Here is a 24249-nt window from a genome sequence, read left to right on the forward strand (position 1 = left end):
GCCTGCGGCTTGCGCTTTTCAGGGCTGCGCGGCACGGTTCTTCCCGGCGCTGGGGAGACGCGCCGGGAGGAACTCATGCATCCGGGACTGATCTGCCTCGTGCTGGGCTATCTGCTCAGCCAGTTTTATCGCTCGTTTCTGGCCGTGCTGGCGCCCGTGCTTGCGCGGGATATTGGCGCAACGCCGGAGATGCTGGCGCGGGCGTCCGGCTTCTGGTTCCTCGCCTTCGCCGCCTGCCAGCTGCCCATCGGCTGGGCGCTGGACAGGTTCGGGCCGCGGCTGACGTCCGGCATCCTGCTCGGACTCTGCGGCGGCGGGGGCGCGCTGATCGTGGCGACCGCGGGGGGAAGTGGCGGACTTGATCTCGGCATGGCGCTGATCGGTGTGGGATGCGCGCCGATTCTGGTGGCAGGTTACTACATCATCGCGCGGGAGTTTCCCCCGCGGCTGTTCGCGACGATGGCCAGCGCCATGGTCGGCCTGGGAATGATGGGTGATCTCGGCGCCTCGCTGCCGCTTGCATGGTCGACGGCAGCGTTCGGCTGGCGGGCGACGATGGGCGGAGTGGCTGTCCTCACCGTTGCTGTCGCCGCTGCGGTGCTGATCTTCGTGCGCGATCCCGCGCGGCTGACGCCTGGGACCGGCGATGCCCAGAGCCTTCTTGGGCTCCTGCGGCCCGGGCCGCTCTGGCTCGTAATGGCCATTCTGATCGTGGGCTATGCGCCCGTAGCAGCGGTGCGGGGGCTGTGGGTTGGCCCTTATCTCGAGGCGATCCATCATCTCGATCCTGCCGGGATCGGGCTGGTGACCAGCGGCATGGCCATAGCGATGGCGGCGGGCACCTTTGCCTATGGACCGCTGGACCGATTCCTCGGCACGCGCAAATGGGTGGTGCTGGGAGGGGCGCTGCTCACAGCGGGCTGTTTCGCGCTGCTTGCCGCGGAAAGCAGCCCCCATCTGGTCCGCGATGTGGTTCTGCTGTTGCTCGCTGGCCTTTTCGGCATGAGCTACGGCCTGCAGATGGCCCATGGCCGCGCCTTCTTTCCGCCCCATCTCACCGGGCGCGGCGTGGCTGTGCTGAACCTGTTTTCCGTGGGGGCGGTGGGGCTTTTTCAGTTGCTCTCGGGGCGTATCTTCGCCGCCGTCCGACCCGCAGGGGAAGCGATGGCCTATTCTGCCATCTTCAGCTTTCTTGCTCTCAGCATCGTGGCGGGATGCGCGATCTATGCCTTTGCGCCTGACAGGACGGATTGATCGCATCTCCGCGCGAACCGGCCGGGTGGGCTGAAGCCGCCCTCTGGGTCTCAGTCTCGGCGGCGGTTCCGGGGGCGGAGAACGCCCTGCTTCCGCTTCAGAGCTTCTGCCGATCAAGCGCGTCTGCGCTACCTCCATGACGTGTGGCTCCAGCGGTGATCAGCCGGAAGCGATGGGTAGGGGAGAAAGCATGCGTGAGAGGCACCACTGTTGCATCTGTCGTGCGTTGTTCCGTGCGGCTAGTCCTTGTTCTTCCAGGCATGATCCCGATGCGGTCGCGGTGCACGCCATATAGGACAGCCTGTTCGCGCCTTTCGGGCAGGGATGCGAGGCTCTCATCAGGCAATCCGTCGCCAACTCTGAAGATGATGCCGTTTGGAACGCGGCGACATCGACGCGAGACGGCTATGGCTCTTGGAGAAGAAGGGCTGAAGCCGCCCCCACCGCGCTTCCGTCCGCCGAAGACAGGTTGTTCACCGGTCTATCTCCTCGCGGAGACTGATCATGCAGCCGGAGCATAATCGTGACACGGGAGCATAGGATTCCGAGTCAGAACGCCGCCCGCGACAGGTCGGGCGGCGTTCTGATTGGCTGTGATCGTCCCGGCCGATGGGGCTGGCGTCAGGACGGACCGACGGTGAAACACTGGATATTGCGCGCCTGGAGCCTGCGGCAGGCCAGATCGGCAGTATCCTGGGTCAGCCCCATGAAGGTCGCGTCAAAGCCGGACGGGCGTTGCACCACCTTGCGCAGCCCATCGCTCAATGTCCCCATCTCGCTGAGCGCAGTGCGCAGCAGAACCTTCTCCGCCTCGTAACGGGAGTTGAACCGCCCCAGGTTCACACCCCAGAACCGACCCCCGGACGTAGAAAGCCGCGTGACGACCTCCGGTCCTTCGGGAGGGGCGGGGGCCAGTGCCGCGGCTTGCGGTTTGGCTGTCGGTTGCTTGTGGACCGGCGCCGCTGCAATGGCAGGACGCGCGGGCGGTGCGGGAATGGCTGCCGCGAGGACCATTTCGCGGGCAGAAGTCTCAGGCGCAGGCGCTGCAACCGCATCGACGGAGGAATCGCCCTCCTCCTCAATCGCAGCCTCCTCCTCCCCCTCGCTGGCGAAGGGCAGGGCGGGGCGGGCGTCCGGCGCCACCGCTGCCATGACGAGCGAAGCGGAGGCCCGCCGTTCGGGGGCATCGTGAACCTCCGCCACCACGCTGGAGATATTCTCCCGGATCGCGGCGATGAGGGCAGGGTCGGGCGCGCGCTCGGGCCGTTTGGCGGGGCGGCCGCTGGAAGGGGGGGCCATTGCGCTGACCTGCGGCGCCGCAAGGGCCACCTGAATCGCGCGCGAGGCGTCGATATTCGGCATGGAGGAGGCGCGGGAGAGGGGGGCGGGAACCGGTTCCGGATCCGCCTGCGCTACCAGCGCCTCGCTCACCGGAGCGCGCGTCGGCGCCTTCCTGAAGCCGATGTCCAGCAATTCCGCCATCTTGGCATTCCGTGCCGGCGTGGAGGGTGAGCCAAAGACCGTGGCGATGATCCGCTTGCCTCCCCGCTCCGCCGAGGCGGTCAGGTTGAAGCCCGCGGCATTGGTGAAGCCGGTCTTGATCCCGTCGGCACCCTTGTAGGCGTCGAGGAAACGACGATTGGTATTGGCCACCTGCGCAATGCCGGCATCGGACGCACGACGTGAGAAGATATTGTAGTATTCCGGGAAATCGTAGAACAGCCGCCGCCCGAGAATGGTCATGTCACGCGCGGTGGACATGTGCCCGGCCTTCGTCAGGCCGTTGGCATTCTGGAAGGTGGTGCCGGTCATGCCGATCTGCTTGGCCGTCCGGTTCATCCGGTCGGCAAAGGCGCTCTCGCTCCCGCCGATCAGCTCGCCCAGTGCCGTCGCGGCGTCGTTGGCGGACCGCAGCGCTGCCGCACGGATCAGATAGCGCACCGCGATCTTCTGACCGGGTTTCAGACCCAATCGCGAAGGTGGCTCCGCCGCCGCGTTGCGGGTGACCGTCGCCCGGGTGTCGAGCGATATCTCTCCCCGCTCGATCGCCTGAAAGGTGATGTAGAGGGTCATCATCTTCGTCAGCGACGCCGGATGGAGCCGGGTCGTGGCATTCTGTTCGTAAAGCACCTCACCCGAACGGGCGTCGATGACATAGGCCGCGAAAGGCGCGGCGCGTCCCATGAGTGGGAGAAGCGTCATTAGGCAGGCCATGCCCGCCAGGAACAGCCCATGACGGGCCGAAAGCCCCAGCTTACGGATCACTGCTCGTCCTCGTTCTGCCGCGGACCCCGTCGTTCGTCGCGAGGTCTCGTTGATATGGAGGGACGGTAACATGGGCATCCTCCTTTGGGAAACCCTATGTTTATCGGTGAGTTGTCGCCAATTCCTTAACCAGCCCCCATATTTCGTGGCGCTTCCGCCGATACGCCCCCACCTAAGGCGGTTTCCTGCCGTCACGCCTCCGTGATTTCGCTGATCAGGCCCTCCAGAACGCCCAAATGGGGAATCATGCGGAAGCGGGACTGTTGCTCCGGCGCATCATCGTGCTCCAGCTCCCACGTCAGATCGTGGGGCACGTGGACGCCCCAGCCCCCTGCGGCAAGAGCGGGAATCACGTCCGAGCGGAGCGAATTGCCGATCATCATCGCATCGCCCTCCCGTGCGCCATGACGGGCAAAGAGGGCGCGGTATATCTCCTCCGTCTTGTTGGAGACGATCTCGACCGCGTCGAAATGCGGCCCGAGCCCCGACTGGGCGAGCTTGCGCTCCTGATCCAGCAGATCGCCCTTGGTGATGAGCACGAGCCGATAACGACCGGCGAGCTGTGTCACCGTCTCCTCTGCATGGGGAAGCAGGTCGATGGGATGCCGGAGCATTTCCTGACCCGCCTCGATCAGTTCCCGGATCACGCGGGCAGGGACTCTGTCTTCCGTCACTTCGAGGGCCGTTTCGATCATCGACAGCACGAACCCCTTGATGCCGAAGCCATAGGCCCCGAGGTTGCGCCGCTCCGCCGCGATCAGGCGCTGATGCAACTCATCCTGCGCCACGTAGTCAGAGAGCAGGTCCGCAAAGCGATTCTGGGTCAGCCGGAAGAAGGTCTCATTCTGCCAGAGCGTGTCATCCGCGTCGAAGCCGATCACCTGCAACATGGCGTGCCCTTTTTTCCCGCAGCCTTTCGCGCTATATCTTTGCCGATACCCTTCATCCTTCCCTCCGCTTCGGAGACAGTCCGTTGAGCCTGCCCATGATCCGTGCTCCCTTCACGATGTCCTCGCGCAAGGACAGTCCTGACAGTGATGCCTCGGTCATCACCAAGACCAAGCCCAAGACGCAACGTCCGCCGCTTTACAAGGTGATGCTGTTGAATGACGACTATACGCCGATGGAATTCGTCGTGCATGTGCTGGAGCGGTTCTTCGGCCTGTCGCATTCGCAGGCCTTCGAGATCATGCTGACCGTGCACAAGAAAGGCCTCGCCGTCGTGGGCGTGTTCAGCCATGAGGTTGCGGAGACGAAGGTCGCTCAGGTGATGGATTTCGCCCGCCGTCACCAGCACCCCCTGCAATGCACCATGGAGAAGGAATGAGGCGGGGCAACCTCCCTCATCCACCGACGAATGACAGATATCAGACTTTCGCTTGCTGTTGAGGCAGGCGTCTTTGCCGTACCCGAAACGGGCACCATTCTTGTGCTGCGCCCCCACGCCGGGGCGGACCTTTCGGCGCTGCCGAAGGAGCGTGTGCGGATCGTGCAGGGCTTCCGTCCCGATTACGATGCCTTCGCCGCCGCCGGGTATGCCGTCAGCCCGGAGCCGGAGAGCAGGCATGACGCGGCGATTGTCGTCCTGCCCCGTGCGCGGGTTGAGGGGCGTGCGCTCATCGCCGCCGCCGTGGCCAGCCTGCCGGTGGGCGCACCTGTTGCGATCGACGGGGCGCGAACCGATGGGATCGAAGGGATTCTCCGCGAACTCCGGGGGCGTGTGACGGTGGGGGAAGTGATCTCCAAGGCGCATGGCAAGATCTTCGCCTTTGCCGCGCCGGAGACCTCCGTCTTTGCCGACTGGCAGGCGCAGCCCACGGTGCTTGCGGACGGATCGGTGACGCTGCCGGGGATTTTCTCCGCCGATGGACCCGATCCCGGATCGGAGCTTCTGGCGGCGAGCCTGCCGGAGAAGCTTTCCGGTTTTGGCGCCGATCTGGGGGCAGGCTGGGGCTATCTCGCGAGGGCGGTTCTGACGCGGCCCGGTATCAGGCAACTCGACCTGATAGAGGCTGAGCATATGGCGCTGGACTGTGCGCGCCGGAATGTGAGCGATCCTCGTGCCACCTTCGTCTGGGCCGATGCAACGCGTTATCAGCCGGCGCAGCGCTATGACTTCATCCTGTCCAACCCGCCGTTTCATACGGGTCGGGCCGCTGATCCGTCGCTTGGGGCAGCGTTCATCCGTGCGGCCGCCCGGATGCTGACCCCCTCGGGGACGTTCTGGATGGTGGCAAACCGGCATCTCCCCTATGAGGCGACCCTCCGCGATGCCTTCCGTGAGGTGGAGGAGGTCGCGGGAACCGGGGCCTTCAAGATTTTCCGGGCAAGCCGCGCGGCGGTCGCCACCCGCCCTGCTCCCGGTCGATCGGCATCGGCTGTCGACCGCCGCCGGCCTGCCAGATGAGCTTTTCCATCGCGGGAAAGACGGCGATCGTCACGGGAACCGCCACCGGTCTGGGTCTCGCCATCGCCCGTCACTTTGTGGAGCGCGGTGCGAATGTCATGTTCGCGGAGGCTGATGAGCAGCGTCTTCTGTCCCGCGTGGGCAGTGAGGTGGATGCCGACAGCGGCCCGCTGCGCTTCTTCGTGGCTGATACGCGGCGCAAGCTGGCGGTGACCAACCTGATTTCCGCCACCTATGATGCCTTCGAGCGGGTGGACATCCTCGTGAACGCCGGGTTCTTCATGCAGCCGTCGGAGGATGTGCTTGACCCGGACCGAGACGGAGTCGAGGAGCTCTGGCAGACGAACGTGCTTCCGGCGCTCCGGCTTTCCCAGCAGGTCGCCCGCCGCATGATCGCACAGGCGGAAGCGGATGCGCTGGCCGAGGGGGAGGTGGGTTCGATCATCACCCTGTCCTCCATCGCCGCCCGCCGCACACGGCCGGAGATGCTGGCCGCCTCCATCGCTGCATCCGGCGTGGAGCAGGTGACGCGCTCGCTGGCGCTGGCGCTGGCGCCGAAACGGATCAGGGTGAATGCGCTCGCCCTCGGCAGCGTGATGACGGAAACCCTGCAAAGCGCGATACGCGAGACGCCCGACTACCGTGACCAGGTCATCTCCTGCACACCCACGGGCCGGATCGCCGGAGCGCGCGAGGTTGTGGAGGCGGTGCAGTTCCTGGCCTCCGAAGCGGCGTCCTTCATGACGGGGGAGGTGCTCACCGTTGACGGCGGGCGGTCGCTCCTCGACGCCGTGCCTTTCGTCACCGGCCGGCCCTGACGGCGCGGCAATCCCGTTGCACAGCGGGCGGTCATCGCCTAAATCCCGATCATGGCACGCAGACTGATCCTCATTCACCCCGATCCGAGGCTTCGCAAGGTTGCGGAGCCGGTGACGGAAATCACGCCCGAACTGGCGGAGCTTGCGGATGACATGCTCGTCACGATGTATGAGGCCCCGGGGCTCGGTCTTGCCGCGCCGCAGATCGGCATATCGAAGCGGCTGATCGTATTGGACTGTGTGAAGGAGGCGGAGGCCGAGCCGCGTCCCATTGCCATGTTCAACCCCGAAATCCTCTGGAGTTCCGAGGATCGCAGCATCTATGAAGAAGGCTGCCTCTCCATTCCCGACCAATATGCCGAAGTGGAGCGCCCCGCCGAGGTGGAGGTGCGCTGGCTCGACCGGGAGGGGCTTGTTCAGCAGGAGCGTTTCGCGGGGCTTTGGGCCACCTGCGTTCAGCACGAGATCGACCATCTCGATGGCAGGCTGTTCATCGACTACCTCAAACCGCTGCGTCGGCAGATGATCACCCGGAAGATGGAAAAGCTTAAGCGGGAGCGGGCGCGGGCATGAGCCGCCGGCGCATCCTCTGCTGGCCGGACCCGGCGCTCCGCCGCAAAGCCGCCCCGGTGGAAGAGATCACCGCAGAGATCCGCGATCTGGCCGCCGACCTGCTCGATACGATGTACGCCGCGCCCGGCCGCGGTCTGGCCGCGACCCAGATCGGCGCGATGCACCGCGTTTTCGTGATGGACGCGGAATGGAAGACCGGCCCGGCCAATCCCGTCATCATGCTGAACCCGGAGATCGTCTGGTCAGCGTCGGAGCGGGTGCTCTGCGACGAGGGCTGCCTGTCGCTGCCGGGTATCGTGGTGGCGGTGGAGCGCCCGGCGGAGGTGAAGCTGCGCTGGCAGACGCTGTGCGGCGGAATGCGGGAAGAAAGCTACCGCGGCTTTGCCGCCGTCTGCGTGCAGCATGAGCGGGATCACCTCGACGGACAGCTCTGCATCGATCTTGTCGGCGATGAGGCACGGGCGATGATCGCCCCGGCGCTCCGCCGGCTGGAGGCCTCCGCATGATCCGCCCCTTCGTGCCCTGGCCTGACCGCAGGCTCCGCACCCCGGCGGCCCCCGTCACGGAAGTGACCGAGGAGACCCGGACGATCTGGAACGACATGATCGAAACCATGGATGCCATGCCGGGCTATGGGCTGGCAGGGCCGCAGATCGGCGTGATGCAGCGGCTGGCCGTGGTGGATTGCTCGGACGAGCGGGGACAGGCCGTGCGCCTGGCAAACCCGGAGATACTGCATGCCTCCGGGCAGTTGCGCATGCATGAGGAAGCCAGCCCCAACCTGCCCGGCGTCTTCGCCGCGATCGAGCGGCCCCGGGCCGTGACCGTCCGCTTTCTGAACGAGCGTGGGGAGCTGGAGGAAAGGGATTTCGTCGGTCTGTGGGCGACTTCGGTGCAGCATCAGATCGACCACCTCGAGGGACGCATGTATTTCGACCGTCTGTCCCCTCTGAAGCGGCGGATGCTGCTGGCGAAAGCGGAGAAACTCACCCGGCGTGCCTGAGAGGACGGTCCTTCCCCGGACCCTCGCTGCGCCTCGCCGCCGCGGCGGGGCCGGGCAAAGCGGCCGGGCATCGGAACAAGGACATGTGACATGCGACTGATCTTCATGGGAACACCGGATTTCTCCGTCCCCGTGCTGGAGGCGCTCGTGGCTGCGGGCCATGAGATCGCCGCGGTCTACTGCCAGCCGCCGCGCCCCGCAGGCCGGGGCAAGCATGAGCGGCCCAGCCCTGTCCAGTCGCGGGCCGAGACGCTGGGACTGACGGTGCGCCATCCCCGGAGCTTGCGCACCCCCGAGGCGCAGGCCGAATTCGCCGCGTTGCAGGCGGATGTTGCCGTGGTGGTGGCCTATGGCCTCATCCTGCCCAAACCCGTTCTGGATGCGCCATCGCGGGGCTGTCTCAATATTCACGCCTCGCTTTTGCCGCGCTGGCGGGGGGCCGCGCCGATCCACCGTGCCATTCTTGCCGGCGATACGGAAACGGGGGTCTGCATCATGGAGATGGAGGAGGGGCTGGACACCGGGCCGGTGCTGCTCCGCCGGGCAATCTCCATCGGCGCGGAGGAGACCACGGGGGAGCTGCACGACCGGCTCTCCATTCTCGGAGCAACGGCCATTGTCGAGGCATTGGACCGGCTGGAGGAGCTGACCGCCATCCCGCAGGGGGAGGATGGCGTGACCTATGCCGCGAAGATCGACAAGGCCGAGGCGCGGATCGACTGGACCCGCCCGGCCAAGGAGGTCGACCGGCTGATCCGCGGGCTGTCTCCCTTTCCCGGCGCATGGTGCCTTGCGGAGACGGAGCGGTTGAAGCTTCTCCGCTCGCGGCCCGTGGCGGGAGGGGGTGGGCCCGGGCAGGTCATCGGGACGTTCACGGTTGCCTGCGGAGAGGGCGCCGTGGAAATCACCCTCGCCCAGCGGGAAGGGAAACGGCCGATGGTGCCGGAGGATCTGCTGCGCGGGTTCCGTTTGCCTGAGGTGCTGGGCTAGGACGGGGGCGGCGCTTACCGACGGGGCGGGCGCGGCTTGTAGCTTGGCAGGCGCCAGCCGAAGATCAGGCTCCCGGCGCGCAATCCGAAGGTGACGATCCCGCCGATCAGCGCCGCCGTCGGCCCGCTTTCCGACAGGCCGAGGCAGAGGGAGACAGCGAGCGCCCCTCCCGCCGCCGCGGTGACATAAAGCTCCCCCTGGCGGAGAACCATTGGCACTTCATTGCTCACCACATCCCGCATCAGCCCGCCAAGACAACCGGTGATGACCCCCATGATGATGCAGATGCTCCAGGGCTGACCCATGCCTGCGGCGATGTTCACACCCGCGGGCACGGCGATGGCCAGGGCCACGGCATCGCACCACAGGATCGCGCGCGCTCGGCTTTCCAGACGCGGCGCCAGAAAGAACACCAGCGTGGCCGCAACCGCGGCGACGAGCAGCATCCCGGGCCGGCCGATCCAGAACACCGGATCACGCTGAAGCAGCACGTCCCGCACCGTGCCGCCCCCCACGGCGGTCAGACAGGCAAGAAACAGGAAGCCGATCGGATCGAGCTGCGCCCGGCTTGCCGCCAGTGCCCCGGTGAGCGCGAAGACGAACACTGACGCCGCGTCCAGCCACACACCGAAACCCATGTTCAGTTCTTGCCCGGCTTGTAGGGGGCCATGGCGTGCCGGGCGAGCTCATCCGCCCGTTCGTTCTCCGCATGGCCGGCATGGCCCTTGATCCATTGCCACGTCACCTTGTGCGGGCTGCGGGCAGCATCCAGCCTTTGCCACAGGTCGCTGTTCTTCACCGGCTTGTTGGTGGAGGTTTTCCAGCCGTTCCGCTTCCAGCCGTGGATCCACTCCGACACGCCGTTCTTCACATAGGCCGAATCGGTCACCACCGTGATGTCGGACGGCCGCGATAGCGCCTCCAGTGCGGAGATCGCAGCCATCAGCTCCATGCGGTTGTTGGTGGTCAGCGCCTCGCCACCGGACAGCGTGCGTTCCTTGAGCACGGTCTCCCCGTCACGGGCGATCATCAGGACACCCCAGCCACCGGGGCCGGGATTGCCGGAGCAGGCTCCGTCGGTATAGGCAAAGATGTCGGTCATCGGGACGAGGTAGCGGCAGCACGTGCGGCCCGCAAGCCCCTCACGCAGGGATGCGGAGTGCGCGGGGCACCTTGAACTCGATGTCCTCCACGGCGGTTTCCACGATATCGACGGTCACATCGAATCGGGCGCGGAAGGCGTCGAGTACCTCCTCCACCAGCACCTCCGGCGCGGAAGCACCTGCCGTCACGCCGATGGCAGAGGGCGTTCCCAGCGCACGCCAGTCGATATCGGCGGCCCGCTGCACAAGCTGGGCATAGTCGCAGCCCGCTGCACGCCCGACTTCGACCAACCGCCGGGAATTCGACGAATTGGGCGATCCCAGCACGAAGAGCGCGGCGATCTTCGGAGCAATCGCCTTCACCGCGGCCTGACGGTTGGTGGTGGCGTAGCAAATATCCTCATGCGCGGGGACCATGATCTCGGGGAAGCGGCGGCGGAGGGCCGCGACGATCCCCGCCGTATCATCGACGGAGAGCGTGGTCTGGGTGATCACCGCAAGCTGCGAAGGGTCGCGGACCGTGATCCGGGCCACATCCGCCTCCGTCTCCACCAGGATCACCTCGCCTTCCGGGAGCTGGCCCATGGTGCCCAGCGTCTCCGGGTGTCCGGCATGACCGACCATGATGAGCTGCCGTCCGACGCTGTTGTGGCGGGCGGCCTCGTTATGGACTTTCGTCACCAGCGGGCAGGTGGCATCCACGTGGATGAGGTTGCGCCGCTCGGCTTCTGCAGGAACGGCCTTCGGCACCCCATGCGCGGAAAAGACGACCGGCCGGTCGTCGGGGCAGTCGTCCAGCTCCTCCACGAAAACGGCGCCTTTGGCGCGAAGTTCGTCTACCACGTATTTGTTGTGGACGATCTCATGGCGGACATAGACGGGGGCGCCCCACTTCTCGATGGCCATCTCCACGATGCGGATGGCCCGGTCCACGCCGGCGCAAAAGCCACGCGGGGCGGCGAGATACAGGTGGAGAGAAGGTCGCGTCATATCTGGATATCTGGCCCGTTTGTAAAGGCGAAGGCCATATCTAACCTGTTAACCGCCCCGGATCCAGTCGAGCGCAGAAGATCCCCGCAGACAGCGTGGTGCCAGCGGGGATCGCGATCATCATACAGGCGTCGTCGCCTCGTTCTCTTCACGTATGTCGCGCGGCTCGCGCGGCGGGCGCCCGATCACGTCACGCAGTTCGTCCAGTTCGATGAAGTTATCGGCCTGCCGACGCAGTTCGTCCGCAATCATGGGGGGCTGCGACCGGATGGTGGAGACGACGGAGACCCGCACACCCTGCCGCTGAAGGCTTTCAACGAGCGGCTTGAAATCACCGTCGCCGGAAAAGAGCACGATGTGATCGACGCGGGGGGCGAGTTCCATGGCATCGACGGTCAGTTCGATGTCCATGTTGCCCTTGACCTTGCGACGGCCCTGACTGTCGGTATATTCCTTCGCAGGCTTGGTCACCATGGCGAAGCCGTTGTAATGCAGCCAGTCAACCAACGGACGGATGGGCGAGTATTCGTCATTCTCCAGCAGGGCGGTATAATAGAACGCTCGCAGAAGCTTGCCGCGACGCATGAATTCCTGCCGCAGCAATTTGTAGTCGATGTCAAAGCCAAGGGCCTTGGCAGCGGCATAAAGGTTGGAGCCGTCTATAAAGAGCGCCAGCCTTTCGTCCTTGTAAAACATTTAATCCCCTTTCGAATGCAGGCCGAGCCGAGAATCACTTTTCCGGGAGTGAGGCGGAAGAAAAACAGAACGACCTGCCAAGTAAGGGAATCTGGAATAATCGTCCCACAATCACAAGCCCCAGTTGTCCGAGCGCCTCAAAAGTTGATACACATATGACCCAAGCCTTTGTTGCTCTTGGAAGTAACCTAACGTCGCGTGACACGGCACCGCCGCTAATCCTCGCCACTGCCCTCAAACTGCTTCGTCTGAACGCGGTCAATCCGACCGGTCTCAGCCTTCTGTACGCAACGCCCGCCTTTCCTGCGGGTTCCGGCCCCGACTTTGTCAATGCCGTGATCGCTGCCGAAGTTGGCGATATGCCGCCGATGCACGTGCTCTCGCGACTACACCTGGTGGAAAGTGCGCTGGGACGGGAGCGGTCTGTCCGCTGGGGGGCGCGGACCGCCGATCTTGATCTCATCGCGATGGGGGATTCCATCTTGCCGGAGGAGGCGACGTGGCAGCAATGGCGGAACCTTTCCCCGGCGCGGCAGCAGCAGGAGGCGCCGGTATCGCTTATCCTGCCGCATCCCCGCTTGCAGGACCGGGCCTTCGTCCTTGTGCCCATGGCGGATGTTGCCGGCGACTGGCGGCACCCTGTCACGGGGCTTTCGGTGGCCGAGATGCTCGCAAGCCTGCCCGAAGCCGCGCGTCGTGACGTCGTGCCGCTCGCTGCACCGCCGGCGGAGTGGCGGCTTCAAACGAGCGCTCTTCCCTTGCCGGGCGGACGGGAGTAACAAGACCTGCGTCTTGCCCTGCCGTGAAGGTTCTGCGGCAGCCACCCGTCAGGCCCCCGGGTCCGTGGGACGGGCTGTTGCGTTTCACGGGTTGTCAAGCCGGATCGCAGGGCATAGATAGGCCCTTCCACAGGTTTACCCGATTGGAGCAGCCATGGCCCGCGTGACGGTAGAAGATTGCGTCGACAAGGTTCCGAACCGCTTCGAGCTCGTTTTGCTCGCGGCGCACCGGGCGCGTGAAATCGCGTCGGGCAGCGTGCTGACGGTTGATCGGGACAACGACAAGAACCCCGTCGTCGCGCTCCGCGAAGTGGCGGAGGAAACCCAGTCCGCCGACGATCTCCGCGAGCGGCTGATCGCCTCGAATCAGACCCAGATCGAGGTCGACGAACCCGAGGACGACGAGATGGCGCTCCTCATGGGTGCGGAACTCGACCGCCCGGCGCAGGATGACATGAGCGAGGAGCGGATGCTCCGCGCCCTCATGGAAGCCCAAGGGGAACACTGAGACGGTCGCCCTCAACGACTCCCTCGATACAAGAACGACGCGCCAGGCGATGATCGACGTCGAAGACCTCATCGCGCTGGTGCGCAACTACAATCCCCGGTGCAATGCCGACCTCATCCGGCTCGCCTACGGTTTCGGGCGGGAGATGCATCGGGGCCAGTATCGCCATTCGGGCGAGGAATACTTCACTCATCCCGTCGCCGTTGCCGCCATCCTGACGGAACAGCGGCTGGATGATGCGACGATCGTGACCGCGCTGCTCCACGACACGCTGGAGGACACGCGCGCCACCTTCGAGGAACTCGAACAACTTTTCGGCCGCGATATCGCCGAGCTCGTCGAGGGGGTGACGAAACTCACCAATCTCCAGCTGTCCTCCGTGGAATCGAAGCAGGCGGAAAACTTCCGCAAGTTGCTCATGGCCATGTCGAAGGATTTGCGCGTCATCCTCGTCAAGCTGGCGGACCGCCTCCACAATATGCGGACGATCAAGTCCATGCGCCCGGAGAAGCAGGTGCAGAAGGCGCGCGAGACGATGGACATCTTTGCCCCGCTCGCCGGCCGCATGGGGATGCAATGGATGCGGGAGGAGCTGGAGGATCTGGCCTTCCGCGTGCTGAATCCCGAGGCCCGAAATTCCATCATCCGCCGCTTCCTGACGCTTCAGCGGGAGACGGGGGATGTGGTGCACCGCATCACCGCCGACATTCGTATCGAACTGGAGAAGGCGGGGGTGGAGGCCGATGTTTATGGCCGCGCCAAGAAGCCCTATTCCATCTGGCGCAAGATGACGGAGAAGCAGCTCTCCTTCTCCCGCCTGTCGGACATCTACGGCTTCCGCATCATCACACGGACGGAGCCGGACTGCTACCGCACCCTCGGCATCATCCATACCCGCTGGCGTGCGGTTCCCGAGCGTTTCAAGGACTATATCAGCCAGCCGAAACTGAACGGCTACCGCTCCATCCACACCACCGTCGCCGCGCGTGACGGCAAGCGGGTGGAGGTGCAGATCCGCACCCGTCAGATGCATGAGGTGGCGGAGGCCGGGGTCGCCGCGCACTGGTCCTATCGCGACGGGGTCCGCTCGCAGAACCCGTTTGCCGTCGATCCCACGAAATGGCTCGCGACCCTCACCGAACGCTACGATTCGGAGGATTACGACGAGTTTCTCGAGCATGTGAAGCTCGAGATGTATTCCGATCAGGTGTTCTGCTTCACCCCGAAGGGTGAGGTCATCCAGCTTCCCCGCGGCGCGACGCCTCTGGATTTTGCCTATGCCATCCACACGCGGATCGGCAATTCGACGGTTTCGGCCAAGGTGGACGGCATCCGCGTGCCGCTCTGGACAAGGCTGAAGAACGGCCAGTCGGTGGAGATCATCACGGCGGAGGGCCAGCGCCCGCAGACCACCTGGATCGACATCGTCAAGACCGGCCGCGCCAAGGCTGCTATCCGCCGCTCGCTGCGCGAGGAGGACCGGGGCCGGTTCATCCGGCTGGGGCAGGAGCTGATCCGCGTGGCCTTCGAGCAGCTGGGCCGCAAGCCGACGGACAAGGCGCTGCGCACCGTGGCGCGGATGCTCGGCCTGCCGGATGCGGACGAGCTTCTGGCGCGCGTAGGCTCCGCCGAGATCGCCGCCCGTCATGTGGTGGAAACGCTCTATCCGGAACTGGTCGCAGAACGGGCCGATGAGGTGGACGTGCAGCGGCCGGTACTCGGCCTCGCACCCGATCAGCCTTTCCGTCGCGCCATGTGCTGTCAGCCGGTGCCGGGGGAGCGGATCGTCGGCATCACCTATCGCGGCAAGGGGGTCGTCGCCCACGGTATCGACTGTCCCGTGCTGGCGGAATTCGAGAGCCAGCCGGAACGCTGGGTCGATCTGCACTGGACCCCCGGACGGCATCCGCCGATCCACACCGTCTCCTTCCGCCTGACCATCCTGAACGGGGTGGGCGTTCTGGGCCGCATCTGCACCGTTTTTGGCGAGCAGAAGGCGAATATCGTCGATCTCCACTTCCTCGACCGCAAGCCCGACTATCACACCATCGCGGTGGAGGCAGATCTGCGGGATGCGGAGCATCTCCACAAGCTGATGACGGCGCTTGAGGCAGAAAGCGAGTTGACCCAGCTCGATCGGGTCCGCGATCCGACCTGCAAGCCCTGACGCGCGGTGGGAGGCTCCAGTGTTCAGGCGCCGCACTCCCCGGTCCCGCTGGCGCTCCGTAAGGGAGTTGCTCTATCCCTCCGGCGGCTGGCTCAGGGCGTCGAGCTATGTCTGGCACCGCCTGCGCCGACTGCCCGATGATCCAAGCCGGGTGGCACGAGGAATCGCGGCGGGGGTGTTCATCTCCTTCACGCCGTTCTTCGGGCTGCACTTCCTTGGCGCGGCGCTGATCGCCTGGGCGATCCGCGGCAACATTCCGGCCGCGCTCATCGCGACCTTCGCCGGAAATCCCCTGACCTTTCCGCTGATCGCCACGGCCTCGCTCGAGGTGGGGTATCTGTTCACGCCGCACGACGCCCATGTGCCGATCTATCGGCTGCCGGTGGAGTTTTCTTATGCCTCGGGGGAGCTGTGGCACAACATACGCGCGCTGTTCGGGCAGGGAGAAATGCACTGGGGCTTTCTGTCCCGGTTCTGGCGGGACATCTTCCTGCCATATCTTGTGGGCGGGTTGTTCACCGGACTTGCCGCCGCCGTCGTGGCCTATGCATTGTTGCTGCCCCTGCTGCAGACCTATCGCCGCGCGCGCCTTCGGAGGGTGGAGGAGCGGTTGCAGCGGGCGCGGGCAAAATATGCAGAGGAGGCTGACGACGACGGGTCAAACCGCTAGTGTCGCCCGCAAATGATCTTGCTCCTGCTGAAGACGCCGCGAAGGAATAACAGATGCCCGCTACCAGACCGCTCGGAAAGCTCCGCCTCGGGGTCAATATCGACCATGTCGCGACGGTCCGAAACGCGCGCGGGGGCGACTGGCCCGATCCTGTCCGCGCGGCAAAGCTGGCGGAAGCGGCGGGCGCGGACGGCATCACCGCCCATCTGCGCGAGGATCGCCGCCATATCCGCGATGCGGACATGGAGCGTCTGGCCACCGAACTGGGCGTGCCGCTGAATTTTGAAATGGCCGCGACGGAGGAGATGCGGGCCCTCGCGCTCCGCCTGCGTCCCCATGCCTGCTGCCTCGTGCCAGAGCGGCGGGAGGAGCGGACGACGGAGGGCGGGCTGGACGTGGCGGGCGACGCGGCGCGCCTGCGCGATTACGTGGGGGCGCTTGCGGAGGCGGGTATCCGCGTGTCGCTGTTCATCGGCCATGAGGCGCGACAGATCGAAGCCGCCGCCGCGGTGGGTGCGGCCGTGGTCGAGCTGCACACCGGTGCCTACTGCGATTTTCATGCGGAGGGCCGCACGGCGGAGCGGGATGCGGAGCTGGCCTCGCTCCGCGCCGGGTCCGCCCGCGCGCATGGTCTGGGGTTGGAGGTTCATGCCGGACACGGGCTTTCGTTCGAGACGGTGGCGCCGGTCGCGGCATTTCCGGAGGTGATGGAGCTGAACATAGGCCATTTTCTCATCGGTGAGGCGATCTTCACCGGACTCGGCCCCGCCATTGAGGGGATGCGTCAGCGGATGGACGCGGCCCGCATCGCGGCCTTTGGCGGAGCGGTGATGTGATCCTCGGTATCGGCACGGATCTTGCCAATATCGAGCGGATCGCGGCCACGCTGGAACGCTTCGGCGACCGCTTCCGCAACCGCGTCTTTACAGAGGTGGAGCAGCGGAAGGCCGAGCGGCGGGCCGATAGCGCGGGCACCTATGCCAAACGCTGGGCCGCGAAGGAGGCCTGCTCCAAGGCGCTTGGCACCGGCCTGCGCATGGGCATTTCCTGGAAGGACATGTCTGTCTCCAATCTGGAAACAGGGCAGCCGGTGATGAAGCTTACGGGGTGGGCGGCGGAGCGCCTCCACCGCATGACGCCTGCCGGACATGAGGCCGTCATCCATGTCACGCTGACAGATGATCACCCCTGGGCGCAGGCCTTCGTGGTGATCGAGGCCCGGCCGCTTGTCGCCGAATCCGGCAAGGCAACTTGACTTCCCCCACTCCCCGCCCGCATGAACGGGCTCGAAAACGGCAGGACGGACAGAATGGCGAGCAAGGCAACGGCGAAAAGCGGCGGCATCGTCGAGACGATCAAGACCATCTTCTGGGCGCTGCTGATCGCAGGCGTATTCCGCAGCCTTTTCTTTCAGCCCTTCTGGATCCCGTCCGAATCGATGAAGGATACGCTGCTGGTCGGCGATTTCCTGTTCGTGAACAAGATGGCCTATGGCTATTCCCAGTATTCCTGCCCCTTCGGCCTCTGCCCGATTTCGGGCCGGCTCTTCGCCACGATGCCTGAACGGGGCGACGTGGTCGTGTTCCGCCATCCCGTCGACGGGTCCGACTTCATCAAGCGTCTGATCGGGCTGCCGGGCGATACGGTTCAGGTCAGGAACGGCGTTCTGTTCATCAACGGTCAGGAAGTGCCGCAGGTGCCTGCGGGCGACTTTTCCGAAACCTATGAGCCGCAGGGCCCGATGGGCAGCTACCCGCGCTGCGCCAATGCGCCTGTGGGCGAGGGCGGCACCTGCATCAAGCACCGCCTGCGCGAGACTCTGCCCGAAGGGCGGACGCATGACATCCTCGACATCGACATGAGCTATGCGGATAATACGCCGCTGTTCACCGTGCCTGAGGGGCATTTCTTCTTCATGGGCGACAACCGCGACAACAGCCAGGACAGCCGCTTCTCGCAGGCGGTGGGCGGCGTCGGCATGGTGCCCTTCGAGAACCTGATCGGCCGGGCCGACCGGGTGATGTTTTCCTCCGCCGGGCGCTCCATGCTGTATTTCTGGACCTGGCGGTCCGACAGGTTCTTCAAGGCGATCGAGTGAAAGTCTCGCAGGAACTTCAGGCGTTTTCCGGCAGGCTGGGGCATGACTTCGATGACCCGGCGCTTCTGGTGCGGGCGCTGACCCATGCCTCCATCGGTTCGGCCACGCGGCCTGACAATCAGCGGCTGGAGTTTCTGGGTGACCGGGTGCTGGGCCTCATCATCGCGGATGCATTGCTGTCTGCCGATTCGGGGGCGAGCGAGGGGCAAGTGGCGCCGCGCTTCAACGCGCTCGTTCGCAAGGAGACCTGTGCCGACGTCGCCCGCCAGATCGGTCTGGGGGATGTGCTGAAGCTCGGCCGGTCGGAGATGATGTCCGGTGGCCGGCGGAAGGAGGCGCTGCTCGGTGATGCGATGGAGGCGGTGATCGCCGCGCTCTATCTCGATGCGGGGCTGGAGACGACCCGCTCCATCGTGCTCTCGCTCTGGGGGGACCGGATCGACCGCGTCGATGCCGATGCCCGCGATGCCAAGACCCAGCTTCAGGAATGGGCGCAGGCGCGGGGGCTGTCGCCGCCCCGCTATATCGAAAAGGGCCGTTCCGGGCCCGATCATGCCCCCGTGTTCACCATCGAAGTGCAGCTCGATAATGGGGAGACGGCAACCGCAAAGGCCAGGGCCAAGCGGCAGGCCGAACAGGCCGCGGCGCGTATGCTGCTCGACCGGCTGGAGGCCGGGGAGGGTTGATCCCGCCCGGGTCCGTACGCCTGCGCCGGTTGACCTGTCCCGGTGGATTTCCCCGCATCACGGGCGACTCGCCCCTTGCTGCACGGTAAATCCTCGCCCACGCTTGAAACGTCTGGGCGCGCTGCCGACCTTGGGATAGGAGCTGTCCCTTCCATTCCGGACCCGATTCCGGGCCTTTCAGGAGAAATCGCATGACCGAGACGACCCGCGCTGGTTTCGTCGCTCTGATCGGCGAGCCGAATGCCGGCAAGTCGACGCTCATGAACCGTATGGTGGGGGCCAAGGTCTCCATCGTCACCCACAAGGTGCAGACAACGCGCGCCCGCATCCGGGGCATCGTGATGGAGGGGCAGTCGCAACTCGTCTTCGTCGATACGCCCGGCCTGTTCCGCCCGCGGCGGCGGCTGGACAGGGCGATGGTCGCGGCCGCCTGGGGCGGGGCGGCGGATGCCGATGTCGTGGTTCTGCTGATCGAGGCGCATCGCGGACTGACCGACGGCACCCGCGCGATCATCGACGCTCTGAAGGAGCGGGTGCAGAACCGGCCCGTGGCGCTTGCCATCAACAAGATCGACCGCGTGAAGGCGGAGGTGCTGCTCGCGCTCTCCGCCGAGATGAACGAAGCCTATCCGTTCGAACGGACCTTCATGATCTCCGCCGAGAAGGGCTATGGCGTGGACGATCTTCGCGAATGGCTGGCGGGCGAGGTGCCGGAGGGGCCGTGGCTCTACCCGGAGGATCAGATCGCCGACCTGCCGATGCGCATGATCGCCGCGGAGATCACGCGGGAGAAGCTGACCCTGCGGCTGCATGAGGAACTTCCCTACAATCTCACCGTGGAAACGGAGAAGTGGGAGGAGCGGCCGGATGGCTCCGTCCGTATCGAACAGGTGATCTACGTCGCCCGCGACGGCCACAAGGGCATCGTTCTGGGCCACAAGGGCGAAACCGTGAAGGCCATCGGGCAGGCGGCGCGGGTCGATATCACCGAATTCCTCGGGCGTCCGGCGCACCTTTTCCTTCAGGTCCGCGTGCGCGAGAACTGGCTGGAGGAGCGCGAGCGCTACAGCGAGATGGGTCTCGACTTCCGCGACGGCGATGCCTGAAGCCCGGCTCACCGCCGATTTCTGGGTTTCCGCCTATCTGCGCCGGCTGGGGCTCAACGACATCCCTGCCTATGTGACGGCGAAGGGCGATCCGACTGCCGGTGCTGTGCTGGTGAAGGTGGCGTTGCTTGATGGAACCGCCCGGGCCTCACACCGCATCTGGGATCCCATGGCGGACACCCGTCGCTGGGAGATGCTGGCAGAGGGGCCGGAGCCGGAGGTGGATGCCGCCATCGCCCGCCAGCGCCGTTACGACCCCGACCTCTGGGTCATCGAGATAGAGGATCGTCAGGGCCGCACGCTTCTGGACGAAGCGGGGCTCGGCTGAACGGCAAGGGGAGGGGCGCCATGCCGCGACGCATTGTCATCACCGGGGGGCCGGGATCGGGCAAGACCTCTCTCATCACGGCGCTCGCGGCGGACGGGTTTGCCGTCATGCCGGAGGCCGGGCGCGCTCTCATCCGGGCCGGGCAGGCGATCGACGGGCCCGCTCTTCCCTGGCGCGATCCGGCCCTTTTCGCCGAAAGCATGTTGGCTTGGGAAATCCGCTCGCATGAGTCCGCAGACCAGCTTTCCGGTCCGGTGATCTTCGACCGGGGCGTGCCGGATGTCGCCGGGTATCTGCGGGTCGTCGGCCTCCCGGTCCCTTCCCATGTGGAACGCGCGATGGAGCTCTTCCGTTACGACGATCCCGTCTTTCTTGCCCCCTATTGGCCGGAGATCTTCGGCCCCGACAGGGAACGGCGGCAGGACGCTACTGAAGCGCAGGCCACCGCCGAAGCCATGAGGGGAACCTATACCGCAGCCGGTTATCGACTGGTCGAGCTTCCGCGCGCCTCCATCGCGGAGCGGGCGGCCTTTGTGCGCCTTGTGCTGGGGAGCGGCGCGCCGGCAAGGCTACAGGAGGGCAAAGCCTGATGGACTGGCAGGATGAGGGCATCCTCCTCGCGATTCGCCCGCATGGCGAAAGTGCGGCGATCATTCAGGTGTTGACCGCTGGGCATGGTCTGCATGCGGGCGTCGTGCACGGCGGTGGCTCTCGCCGGATGGCGCCCGTGCTGCAACCGGGGGCGCAGCTTGCGCTCCACTGGCGGGCGCGGCTCGACCAGCATCTCGGCAGCTTTGCGGTGGAACCTCTGCGGGAGCGGGCAGGCGCGCTGTTCGGGGACCGTGCGGCGCTTGCCGCGCTCGCGTCGGTAGCCGCGCTGCTTGTCTATTCCCTGCCCGAGCGGGAGCCGCATCCGGCCCTCTATGCCGCGACGGAGACGCTGTTAGACCGGCTCTCCACTCCTGGCTGGCAAGCGGACTACCTGCGTTGGGAGGTGACGTTGCTGGCCGAGATGGGCTTCGGCCTCGATCTCGGGCGCTGCGCGGTGACGGGAGAGGCGGAGGGGCTGGCCTATGTCAGCCCGCGAACGGGACGGGCGGTGACACGCGCGGCGGCGGGGGAGTGGGCGGATCGCCTGCTCCCGCGGCCTGACGTATTGGTGGCAGGTCCGGCGGATGCCGCCGGTCTGACGGCGGGGCTTCTGACCACGGGTCATTTCATGGAGCGCTGGCTGGCGGAGGAGCTGGTCGGGCGCCCGTTGCCGGAGGCGCGGCGACGGCTTGTGGTGCTGTTGTCCGTGCCCTGAGCCGATATCCGCTTCGCGCGCCCGGGCCCGCGACGCGGCGCCCGGGCCCAATCGGCGAGGGCGGCTTTGCCGCTCAGAACGGGCGGGAGCGCTCCTGCCCCTGTTCGGCGCATTTGCAGGGGACCGCCCTTGCTTTCCCCCGCTGAAAAGCCTATATCGCCTGCAAGCAGCGGCGTCCGGCCTCCACCCCCGGACCCACCGGAGATATTCGACGGGCCGCGCGCCCGTTTTTTATTTTCCGCCTGCCGCCTGGGAGCATCCCCATGACCGACCTCATTGCGAAGACAGCCATCGACCGGCGCCTGGCCGAGATCGTTGGGCCGACCATCGAAGGTCTGGGCTTCGAGCTTGTGCGCATCCGTCTCATGGGCGGCAAGACGCGCACCCTTCAGATCATGGCCGACCGCCCGGAGGGCGGCATCGAGGTGGAGGACTGCGCCAGGATCTCCACCGCCGTGTCCGCCGTGCTGGACGTGGAGGATCCGCTGGAGGAGGCCTACACGCTGGAGGTGTCCTCCCCCGGTATCGACCGGCCGCTGACACGACTGAAGGATTTCGACATGTGGGAAGGTTATGAAGCCCGCGTGGAGACGACGGAACTGATCGACGGACGGCGGCGCTTCAAGGGCCTCCTCCGCGGCACCGAGGGCGATGAGATTCTGATCGAGTTGGAGGAGCCGGGCGAGGATGTGACCATCGGACTGCAGTTCGAGTGGCTCTCCGACGCCAAGCTGATCCTGACCGACGAATTGATCGCGGAGATGCTCCGCCAGCGCAAGGACGCGGGCGTGATCGACGAAAGCCGCTACGACGACATCGAAGACGAACCCGATACAGACCCCGACACCGACAACGAGGAGGCCTGACATGGCAATCACCTCTGCCAACCAGCTCGAACTGCTGCAGACCGCCGAAGCGGTGGCGCGCGAGAAGATGATCGACCCCGGCCTCGTCATCGAGGCGATGGAGGAAAGCCTCGCCCGTGCGGCCAAGTCGCGTTACGGCGCCGAGATGGACATCCGGGTGAAGATCGACCGGAAGACCGGCCGCGCGACCTTTACCCGCGTCCGCACCGTCACGCCGGACGAGGACGTCGAGAACTACCAGGCGCAACTCACCGTCAAGCAGGCGAAGCAGTATCTGGCCGACCCGCAGATCGGCGATGAGATCGTGGACGAGGTGCCCCCTGTGGACCTCGGCCGGATCGCCGCGCAATCGGCCAAGCAGGTCATCCTGCAGAAGGTCCGCGAAGCCGAGCGGGATCGCCAGTACGAGGAATTCAAGGACCGCAAGGGCACGATCATCAACGGTCAGGTCAAGCGCGAGGAATATGGCAACGTCATCGTGGACATCGGCCGGGGCGAAGGCATCCTGCGCCGGAACGAGAAGATCGGCCGCGAATCCTACCGTATCGGCGACCGTATCCGCTGCTATGTGAAGGACGTGCGGCGTGAGGCCCGCGGCCCGCAGATCTTCCTGTCCCGCACCGATCCGCAATTCATGGCGGAACTGTTCAAGATGGAAGTGCCGGAGATCTACGACGGCATCATCGAGATCAAGGCCGTGGCCCGCGATCCCGGCTCCCGGGCGAAGATTGCCGTCATCTCCTATGACAATTCCATCGACCCGGTGGGGGCCTGCGTGGGTATGCGCGGCTCGCGTGTGCAGGCCGTGGTCAATGAGCTTCAGGGCGAGAAGATCGACATCATCCCGTGGAATCAGGATCAGGCGACGTTCCTCGTGAACGCGCTGCAACCGGCGGAAGTGTCCAAGGTCGTCATCGACGAGGACGGCGGCCGGATCGAGGTCGTGGTGCCGGATGAGCAGCTTTCGCTCGCCATTGGGCGGCGCGGTCAGAACGTGCGTCTGGCCAGCCAGCTCACCGCGCTCGACATCGACATCATGACCGAGGCCGAGGAGAGCCAGCGTCGTCAGGCGGAATTCGCCGAACGGACCGGCCTCTTCATGGAAGCGCTGGATGTGGACGAGACGCTGGCGCAGCTTCTGGTCGCAGAAGGCTTCACCAACCTCGAAGAGGTGGCCTATGTCGATGTGGAGGAGCTTCTGTCCATCGACGGCTTTGACGAATCGACCGCAGAGGAGCTTCAGGCACGTGCCCGCGATCAACTCGAAGAGGCCAATCGCAAGGCGCTGGAGAATGCCCGTACGCTCGGTGCAGAGGATAGCCTGATTGAATTCGAGGGCCTCACTCCCCAGATGGTAGAGACGCTGGCGAAAGATGGCGTGAAGACGCTTGAGGATTTCGCGACCTGCGCCGACTGGGAACTTGCGGGTGGCTGGACGACGGTCAACGGCGAGCGCGTGAAGGATCAGGGCCTGCTCGAGAAGTTCGACATGAGCCTCGAAGAGGCGCAGCGGCTCGTTATGACCGCGCGCGTGCTTCTGGGCTGGGTCGATCCGTCGGAGCTTGAAAAGGCCGCCGACGAGGTCGAGGAAGAAGCGGAAGAGGAGGCGGACGTCTGATCGACGTCCGGGTTGCGG

At 65.6% G+C, this 24249-nt stretch carries 28 protein-coding genes; 22 read left to right on the plus strand and 6 right to left on the minus strand.

Going from position 1 to position 24249, the window contains the following annotated elements; all coding sequences use genetic code 11:
* Window positions 1–75: 75 nt before the first annotated feature.
* On the plus strand, window positions 76–1254 hold the full coding sequence (locus tag CN97_RS03325; RefSeq protein WP_035707222.1) for an MFS transporter: 1179 nt from the start codon (window positions 76–78) through the stop codon (window positions 1252–1254).
* A 621-nt stretch (window positions 1255–1875) separates the two neighbouring features.
* Here the strand turns inward: CN97_RS03325 and CN97_RS03330 are convergent.
* On the minus strand, window positions 1876–3468 hold the full coding sequence (locus tag CN97_RS03330) for a D-alanyl-D-alanine carboxypeptidase family protein (protein ID WP_084684004.1): 1593 nt from the start codon (window positions 3466–3468) through the stop codon (window positions 1876–1878).
* Window positions 3469–3710: 242 nt separating this feature from the next.
* The gene (locus CN97_RS03335) at window positions 3711–4409 is read right to left on the minus strand and encodes an HAD family hydrolase (protein ID WP_035707228.1); all 699 of its coding nucleotides are present in this window, start codon (window positions 4407–4409) and stop codon (window positions 3711–3713) included.
* Between the two features lie 116 nt (window positions 4410–4525).
* Here CN97_RS03335 and clpS point away from each other — a divergent pair, with 116 nt between their 5' ends.
* The 7 genes from clpS (at window position 4526) to fmt (ending at window position 9310) form a co-directional block, all read left to right on the plus strand.
* The gene (gene clpS / locus CN97_RS03340; protein ID WP_088216640.1) at window positions 4526–4846 is read left to right on the plus strand and encodes an ATP-dependent Clp protease adapter ClpS; all 321 of its coding nucleotides are present in this window, start codon (window positions 4526–4528) and stop codon (window positions 4844–4846) included.
* Between the two features lie 30 nt (window positions 4847–4876).
* Complete coding sequence (locus CN97_RS03345; RefSeq protein WP_035707239.1) at window positions 4877–5926, plus strand: class I SAM-dependent methyltransferase; 1050 nt, start codon at window positions 4877–4879, stop codon at window positions 5924–5926.
* Window positions 5923–6744 carry an SDR family NAD(P)-dependent oxidoreductase gene (locus CN97_RS03350; RefSeq protein ID WP_035707241.1) on the plus strand — a complete coding sequence of 274 codons (822 nt, stop codon included), beginning with the start codon at window positions 5923–5925 and terminating at the stop codon, window positions 6742–6744. Before CN97_RS03345 ends, CN97_RS03350 begins: the two co-directional genes overlap by 4 nt.
* Before the next feature lie 51 nt (window positions 6745–6795).
* The gene (gene def, locus CN97_RS03355; protein WP_035707243.1) at window positions 6796–7317 is read left to right on the plus strand and encodes a peptide deformylase; all 522 of its coding nucleotides are present in this window, start codon (window positions 6796–6798) and stop codon (window positions 7315–7317) included.
* Entirely contained in the window at window positions 7314–7823 is a 510-nt protein-coding gene (gene def, locus CN97_RS03360) for a peptide deformylase (protein WP_035707246.1), read from the plus strand. Before def (CN97_RS03355) ends, def (CN97_RS03360) begins: the two co-directional genes overlap by 4 nt.
* Entirely contained in the window at window positions 7820–8320 is a 501-nt protein-coding gene (def, locus tag CN97_RS03365; protein ID WP_035707249.1) for a peptide deformylase, read from the plus strand. The genes def (CN97_RS03360) and def (CN97_RS03365) overlap by 4 nt, the downstream gene beginning before the upstream one ends.
* Before the next feature lie 90 nt (window positions 8321–8410).
* A complete protein-coding gene (gene fmt, locus CN97_RS03370; protein WP_035707252.1) occupies window positions 8411–9310 on the plus strand; it encodes a methionyl-tRNA formyltransferase in 900 nt (299 codons plus the stop codon).
* 14 nt (window positions 9311–9324) lie between these two features.
* Here the strand turns inward: fmt and CN97_RS03375 are convergent, their stop codons facing one another.
* The 4 genes from CN97_RS03375 to CN97_RS03390 all read right to left on the minus strand — a co-directional run bounded on the left by CN97_RS03375 (window position 9325) and on the right by CN97_RS03390 (window position 12099).
* Window positions 9325–9948, minus strand: coding sequence for a trimeric intracellular cation channel family protein (locus tag CN97_RS03375; protein ID WP_035707255.1), 624 nt, complete (start codon window positions 9946–9948; stop codon window positions 9325–9327).
* A 2-nt stretch (window positions 9949–9950) separates the two neighbouring features.
* Window positions 9951–10412: a ribonuclease HI gene (rnhA, locus tag CN97_RS03380; protein WP_035707258.1), complete on the minus strand. Its 462-nt coding sequence runs from the start codon at window positions 10410–10412 to the stop codon at window positions 9951–9953.
* Between the two features lie 40 nt (window positions 10413–10452).
* On the minus strand, window positions 10453–11403 hold the full coding sequence (gene ispH / locus CN97_RS03385; protein ID WP_035707260.1) for a 4-hydroxy-3-methylbut-2-enyl diphosphate reductase: 951 nt from the start codon (window positions 11401–11403) through the stop codon (window positions 10453–10455).
* 120 nt (window positions 11404–11523) lie between these two features.
* The gene (locus tag CN97_RS03390; RefSeq protein WP_035707263.1) at window positions 11524–12099 is read right to left on the minus strand and encodes a LabA-like NYN domain-containing protein; all 576 of its coding nucleotides are present in this window, start codon (window positions 12097–12099) and stop codon (window positions 11524–11526) included.
* Between the two features lie 155 nt (window positions 12100–12254).
* On the opposite strand from CN97_RS03390, the gene folK reads away from it, so the two are divergent.
* From folK to nusA, 14 genes are all read left to right on the plus strand, one after another.
* Window positions 12255–12878 (plus strand): 2-amino-4-hydroxy-6-hydroxymethyldihydropteridine diphosphokinase, encoded by a 624-nt coding sequence (gene folK, locus CN97_RS03395; protein ID WP_084683975.1) that lies wholly within the window; start codon window positions 12255–12257, stop codon window positions 12876–12878.
* Window positions 12879–13032: 154 nt separating this feature from the next.
* On the plus strand, window positions 13033–13386 hold the full coding sequence (gene rpoZ / locus CN97_RS03400) for a DNA-directed RNA polymerase subunit omega (RefSeq protein WP_035707266.1): 354 nt from the start codon (window positions 13033–13035) through the stop codon (window positions 13384–13386).
* A gap of 49 nt (window positions 13387–13435) precedes the next feature.
* Window positions 13436–15553 (plus strand): RelA/SpoT family protein, encoded by a 2118-nt coding sequence (locus CN97_RS03405; protein ID WP_035707269.1) that lies wholly within the window; start codon window positions 13436–13438, stop codon window positions 15551–15553.
* Between the two features lie 19 nt (window positions 15554–15572).
* Window positions 15573–16223: a DUF2062 domain-containing protein gene (locus CN97_RS03410; RefSeq protein ID WP_035707272.1), complete on the plus strand. Its 651-nt coding sequence runs from the start codon at window positions 15573–15575 to the stop codon at window positions 16221–16223.
* 53 nt (window positions 16224–16276) lie between these two features.
* Window positions 16277–17059 carry a pyridoxine 5'-phosphate synthase gene (locus CN97_RS03415; protein ID WP_035707276.1) on the plus strand — a complete coding sequence of 261 codons (783 nt, stop codon included), beginning with the start codon at window positions 16277–16279 and terminating at the stop codon, window positions 17057–17059.
* Window positions 17056–17478: a holo-ACP synthase gene (gene acpS, locus CN97_RS03420; RefSeq protein ID WP_035707278.1), complete on the plus strand. Its 423-nt coding sequence runs from the start codon at window positions 17056–17058 to the stop codon at window positions 17476–17478. Before CN97_RS03415 ends, acpS begins: the two co-directional genes overlap by 4 nt.
* A 54-nt stretch (window positions 17479–17532) precedes the next feature.
* The gene (gene lepB / locus CN97_RS03425; RefSeq protein WP_035707280.1) at window positions 17533–18321 is read left to right on the plus strand and encodes a signal peptidase I; all 789 of its coding nucleotides are present in this window, start codon (window positions 17533–17535) and stop codon (window positions 18319–18321) included.
* A complete protein-coding gene (gene rnc, locus CN97_RS03430) occupies window positions 18318–19007 on the plus strand; it encodes a ribonuclease III (RefSeq protein ID WP_035707283.1) in 690 nt (229 codons plus the stop codon). Before lepB ends, rnc begins: the two co-directional genes overlap by 4 nt.
* Window positions 19008–19198: 191 nt before the next feature.
* Entirely contained in the window at window positions 19199–20113 is a 915-nt protein-coding gene (era, locus tag CN97_RS03435) for a GTPase Era (RefSeq protein WP_035707285.1), read from the plus strand.
* Complete coding sequence (locus CN97_RS03440; protein ID WP_035707288.1) at window positions 20106–20441, plus strand: DUF1491 family protein; 336 nt, start codon at window positions 20106–20108, stop codon at window positions 20439–20441. The genes era and CN97_RS03440 overlap by 8 nt, the downstream gene beginning before the upstream one ends.
* Window positions 20442–20461: 20 nt before the next feature.
* Window positions 20462–21031: an AAA family ATPase gene (locus CN97_RS03445; RefSeq protein ID WP_035707291.1), complete on the plus strand. Its 570-nt coding sequence runs from the start codon at window positions 20462–20464 to the stop codon at window positions 21029–21031.
* Window positions 21028–21747, plus strand: coding sequence for a DNA repair protein RecO (gene recO, locus CN97_RS03450; RefSeq protein WP_176408623.1), 720 nt, complete (start codon window positions 21028–21030; stop codon window positions 21745–21747). Before CN97_RS03445 ends, recO begins: the two co-directional genes overlap by 4 nt.
* Before the next feature lie 263 nt (window positions 21748–22010).
* Window positions 22011–22613, plus strand: a complete 603-nt coding sequence (gene rimP, locus CN97_RS03455; RefSeq protein ID WP_035707296.1) for a ribosome maturation factor RimP — start codon at window positions 22011–22013, stop codon at window positions 22611–22613.
* Between the two features lies 1 nt (window position 22614).
* Entirely contained in the window at window positions 22615–24231 is a 1617-nt protein-coding gene (gene nusA, locus CN97_RS03460) for a transcription termination factor NusA (protein ID WP_035707299.1), read from the plus strand.
* Window positions 24232–24249: the final 18 nt, after the last annotated feature.

It is taken from the genome of Haematobacter massiliensis (assembly GCF_000740795.1).
GTDB lineage: Bacteria > Pseudomonadota > Alphaproteobacteria > Rhodobacterales > Rhodobacteraceae > Haematobacter > Haematobacter massiliensis.

What these genes read in the sequence shown, in the direction of transcription:
- def (WP_035707243.1), top strand. Translation starts at nt 6,796, where the DNA reads ATGGCACGCAGACTGATCCTCATTCACCCCGATCCGAGGCTTCGCAAG.
- nusA (WP_035707299.1), top strand. Translation starts at nt 22,615, where the DNA reads ATGGCAATCACCTCTGCCAACCAGCTCGAACTGCTGCAGACCGCCGAA.
- rnhA (WP_035707258.1), bottom strand. Translation starts at nt 10,412, where the DNA reads ATGACCGACATCTTTGCCTATACCGACGGAGCCTGCTCCGGCAATCCC.
- CN97_RS03440 (WP_035707288.1), top strand. Translation starts at nt 20,106, where the DNA reads ATGCCTGAAGCCCGGCTCACCGCCGATTTCTGGGTTTCCGCCTATCTG.
- CN97_RS03415 (WP_035707276.1), top strand. Translation starts at nt 16,277, where the DNA reads ATGCCCGCTACCAGACCGCTCGGAAAGCTCCGCCTCGGGGTCAATATC.
- clpS (WP_088216640.1), top strand. Translation starts at nt 4,526, where the DNA reads ATGTCCTCGCGCAAGGACAGTCCTGACAGTGATGCCTCGGTCATCACC.
- rimP (WP_035707296.1), top strand. Translation starts at nt 22,011, where the DNA reads ATGACCGACCTCATTGCGAAGACAGCCATCGACCGGCGCCTGGCCGAG.
- folK (WP_084683975.1), top strand. Translation starts at nt 12,255, where the DNA reads ATGACCCAAGCCTTTGTTGCTCTTGGAAGTAACCTAACGTCGCGTGAC.
- ispH (WP_035707260.1), bottom strand. Translation starts at nt 11,403, where the DNA reads ATGACGCGACCTTCTCTCCACCTGTATCTCGCCGCCCCGCGTGGCTTT.
- lepB (WP_035707280.1), top strand. Translation starts at nt 17,533, where the DNA reads ATGGCGAGCAAGGCAACGGCGAAAAGCGGCGGCATCGTCGAGACGATC.
- CN97_RS03445 (WP_035707291.1), top strand. Translation starts at nt 20,462, where the DNA reads ATGCCGCGACGCATTGTCATCACCGGGGGGCCGGGATCGGGCAAGACC.
- CN97_RS03330 (WP_084684004.1), bottom strand. Translation starts at nt 3,468, where the DNA reads ATGGCCTGCCTAATGACGCTTCTCCCACTCATGGGACGCGCCGCGCCT.
- CN97_RS03405 (WP_035707269.1), top strand. Translation starts at nt 13,436, where the DNA reads ATGATCGACGTCGAAGACCTCATCGCGCTGGTGCGCAACTACAATCCC.
- era (WP_035707285.1), top strand. Translation starts at nt 19,199, where the DNA reads ATGACCGAGACGACCCGCGCTGGTTTCGTCGCTCTGATCGGCGAGCCG.
- CN97_RS03390 (WP_035707263.1), bottom strand. Translation starts at nt 12,099, where the DNA reads ATGTTTTACAAGGACGAAAGGCTGGCGCTCTTTATAGACGGCTCCAAC.
- rpoZ (WP_035707266.1), top strand. Translation starts at nt 13,033, where the DNA reads ATGGCCCGCGTGACGGTAGAAGATTGCGTCGACAAGGTTCCGAACCGC.
- def (WP_035707246.1), top strand. Translation starts at nt 7,314, where the DNA reads ATGAGCCGCCGGCGCATCCTCTGCTGGCCGGACCCGGCGCTCCGCCGC.
- def (WP_035707249.1), top strand. Translation starts at nt 7,820, where the DNA reads ATGATCCGCCCCTTCGTGCCCTGGCCTGACCGCAGGCTCCGCACCCCG.
- CN97_RS03375 (WP_035707255.1), bottom strand. Translation starts at nt 9,948, where the DNA reads ATGGGTTTCGGTGTGTGGCTGGACGCGGCGTCAGTGTTCGTCTTCGCG.
- CN97_RS03335 (WP_035707228.1), bottom strand. Translation starts at nt 4,409, where the DNA reads ATGTTGCAGGTGATCGGCTTCGACGCGGATGACACGCTCTGGCAGAAT.
- CN97_RS03345 (WP_035707239.1), top strand. Translation starts at nt 4,877, where the DNA reads ATGACAGATATCAGACTTTCGCTTGCTGTTGAGGCAGGCGTCTTTGCC.
- CN97_RS03350 (WP_035707241.1), top strand. Translation starts at nt 5,923, where the DNA reads ATGAGCTTTTCCATCGCGGGAAAGACGGCGATCGTCACGGGAACCGCC.
- fmt (WP_035707252.1), top strand. Translation starts at nt 8,411, where the DNA reads ATGCGACTGATCTTCATGGGAACACCGGATTTCTCCGTCCCCGTGCTG.
- CN97_RS03325 (WP_035707222.1), top strand. Translation starts at nt 76, where the DNA reads ATGCATCCGGGACTGATCTGCCTCGTGCTGGGCTATCTGCTCAGCCAG.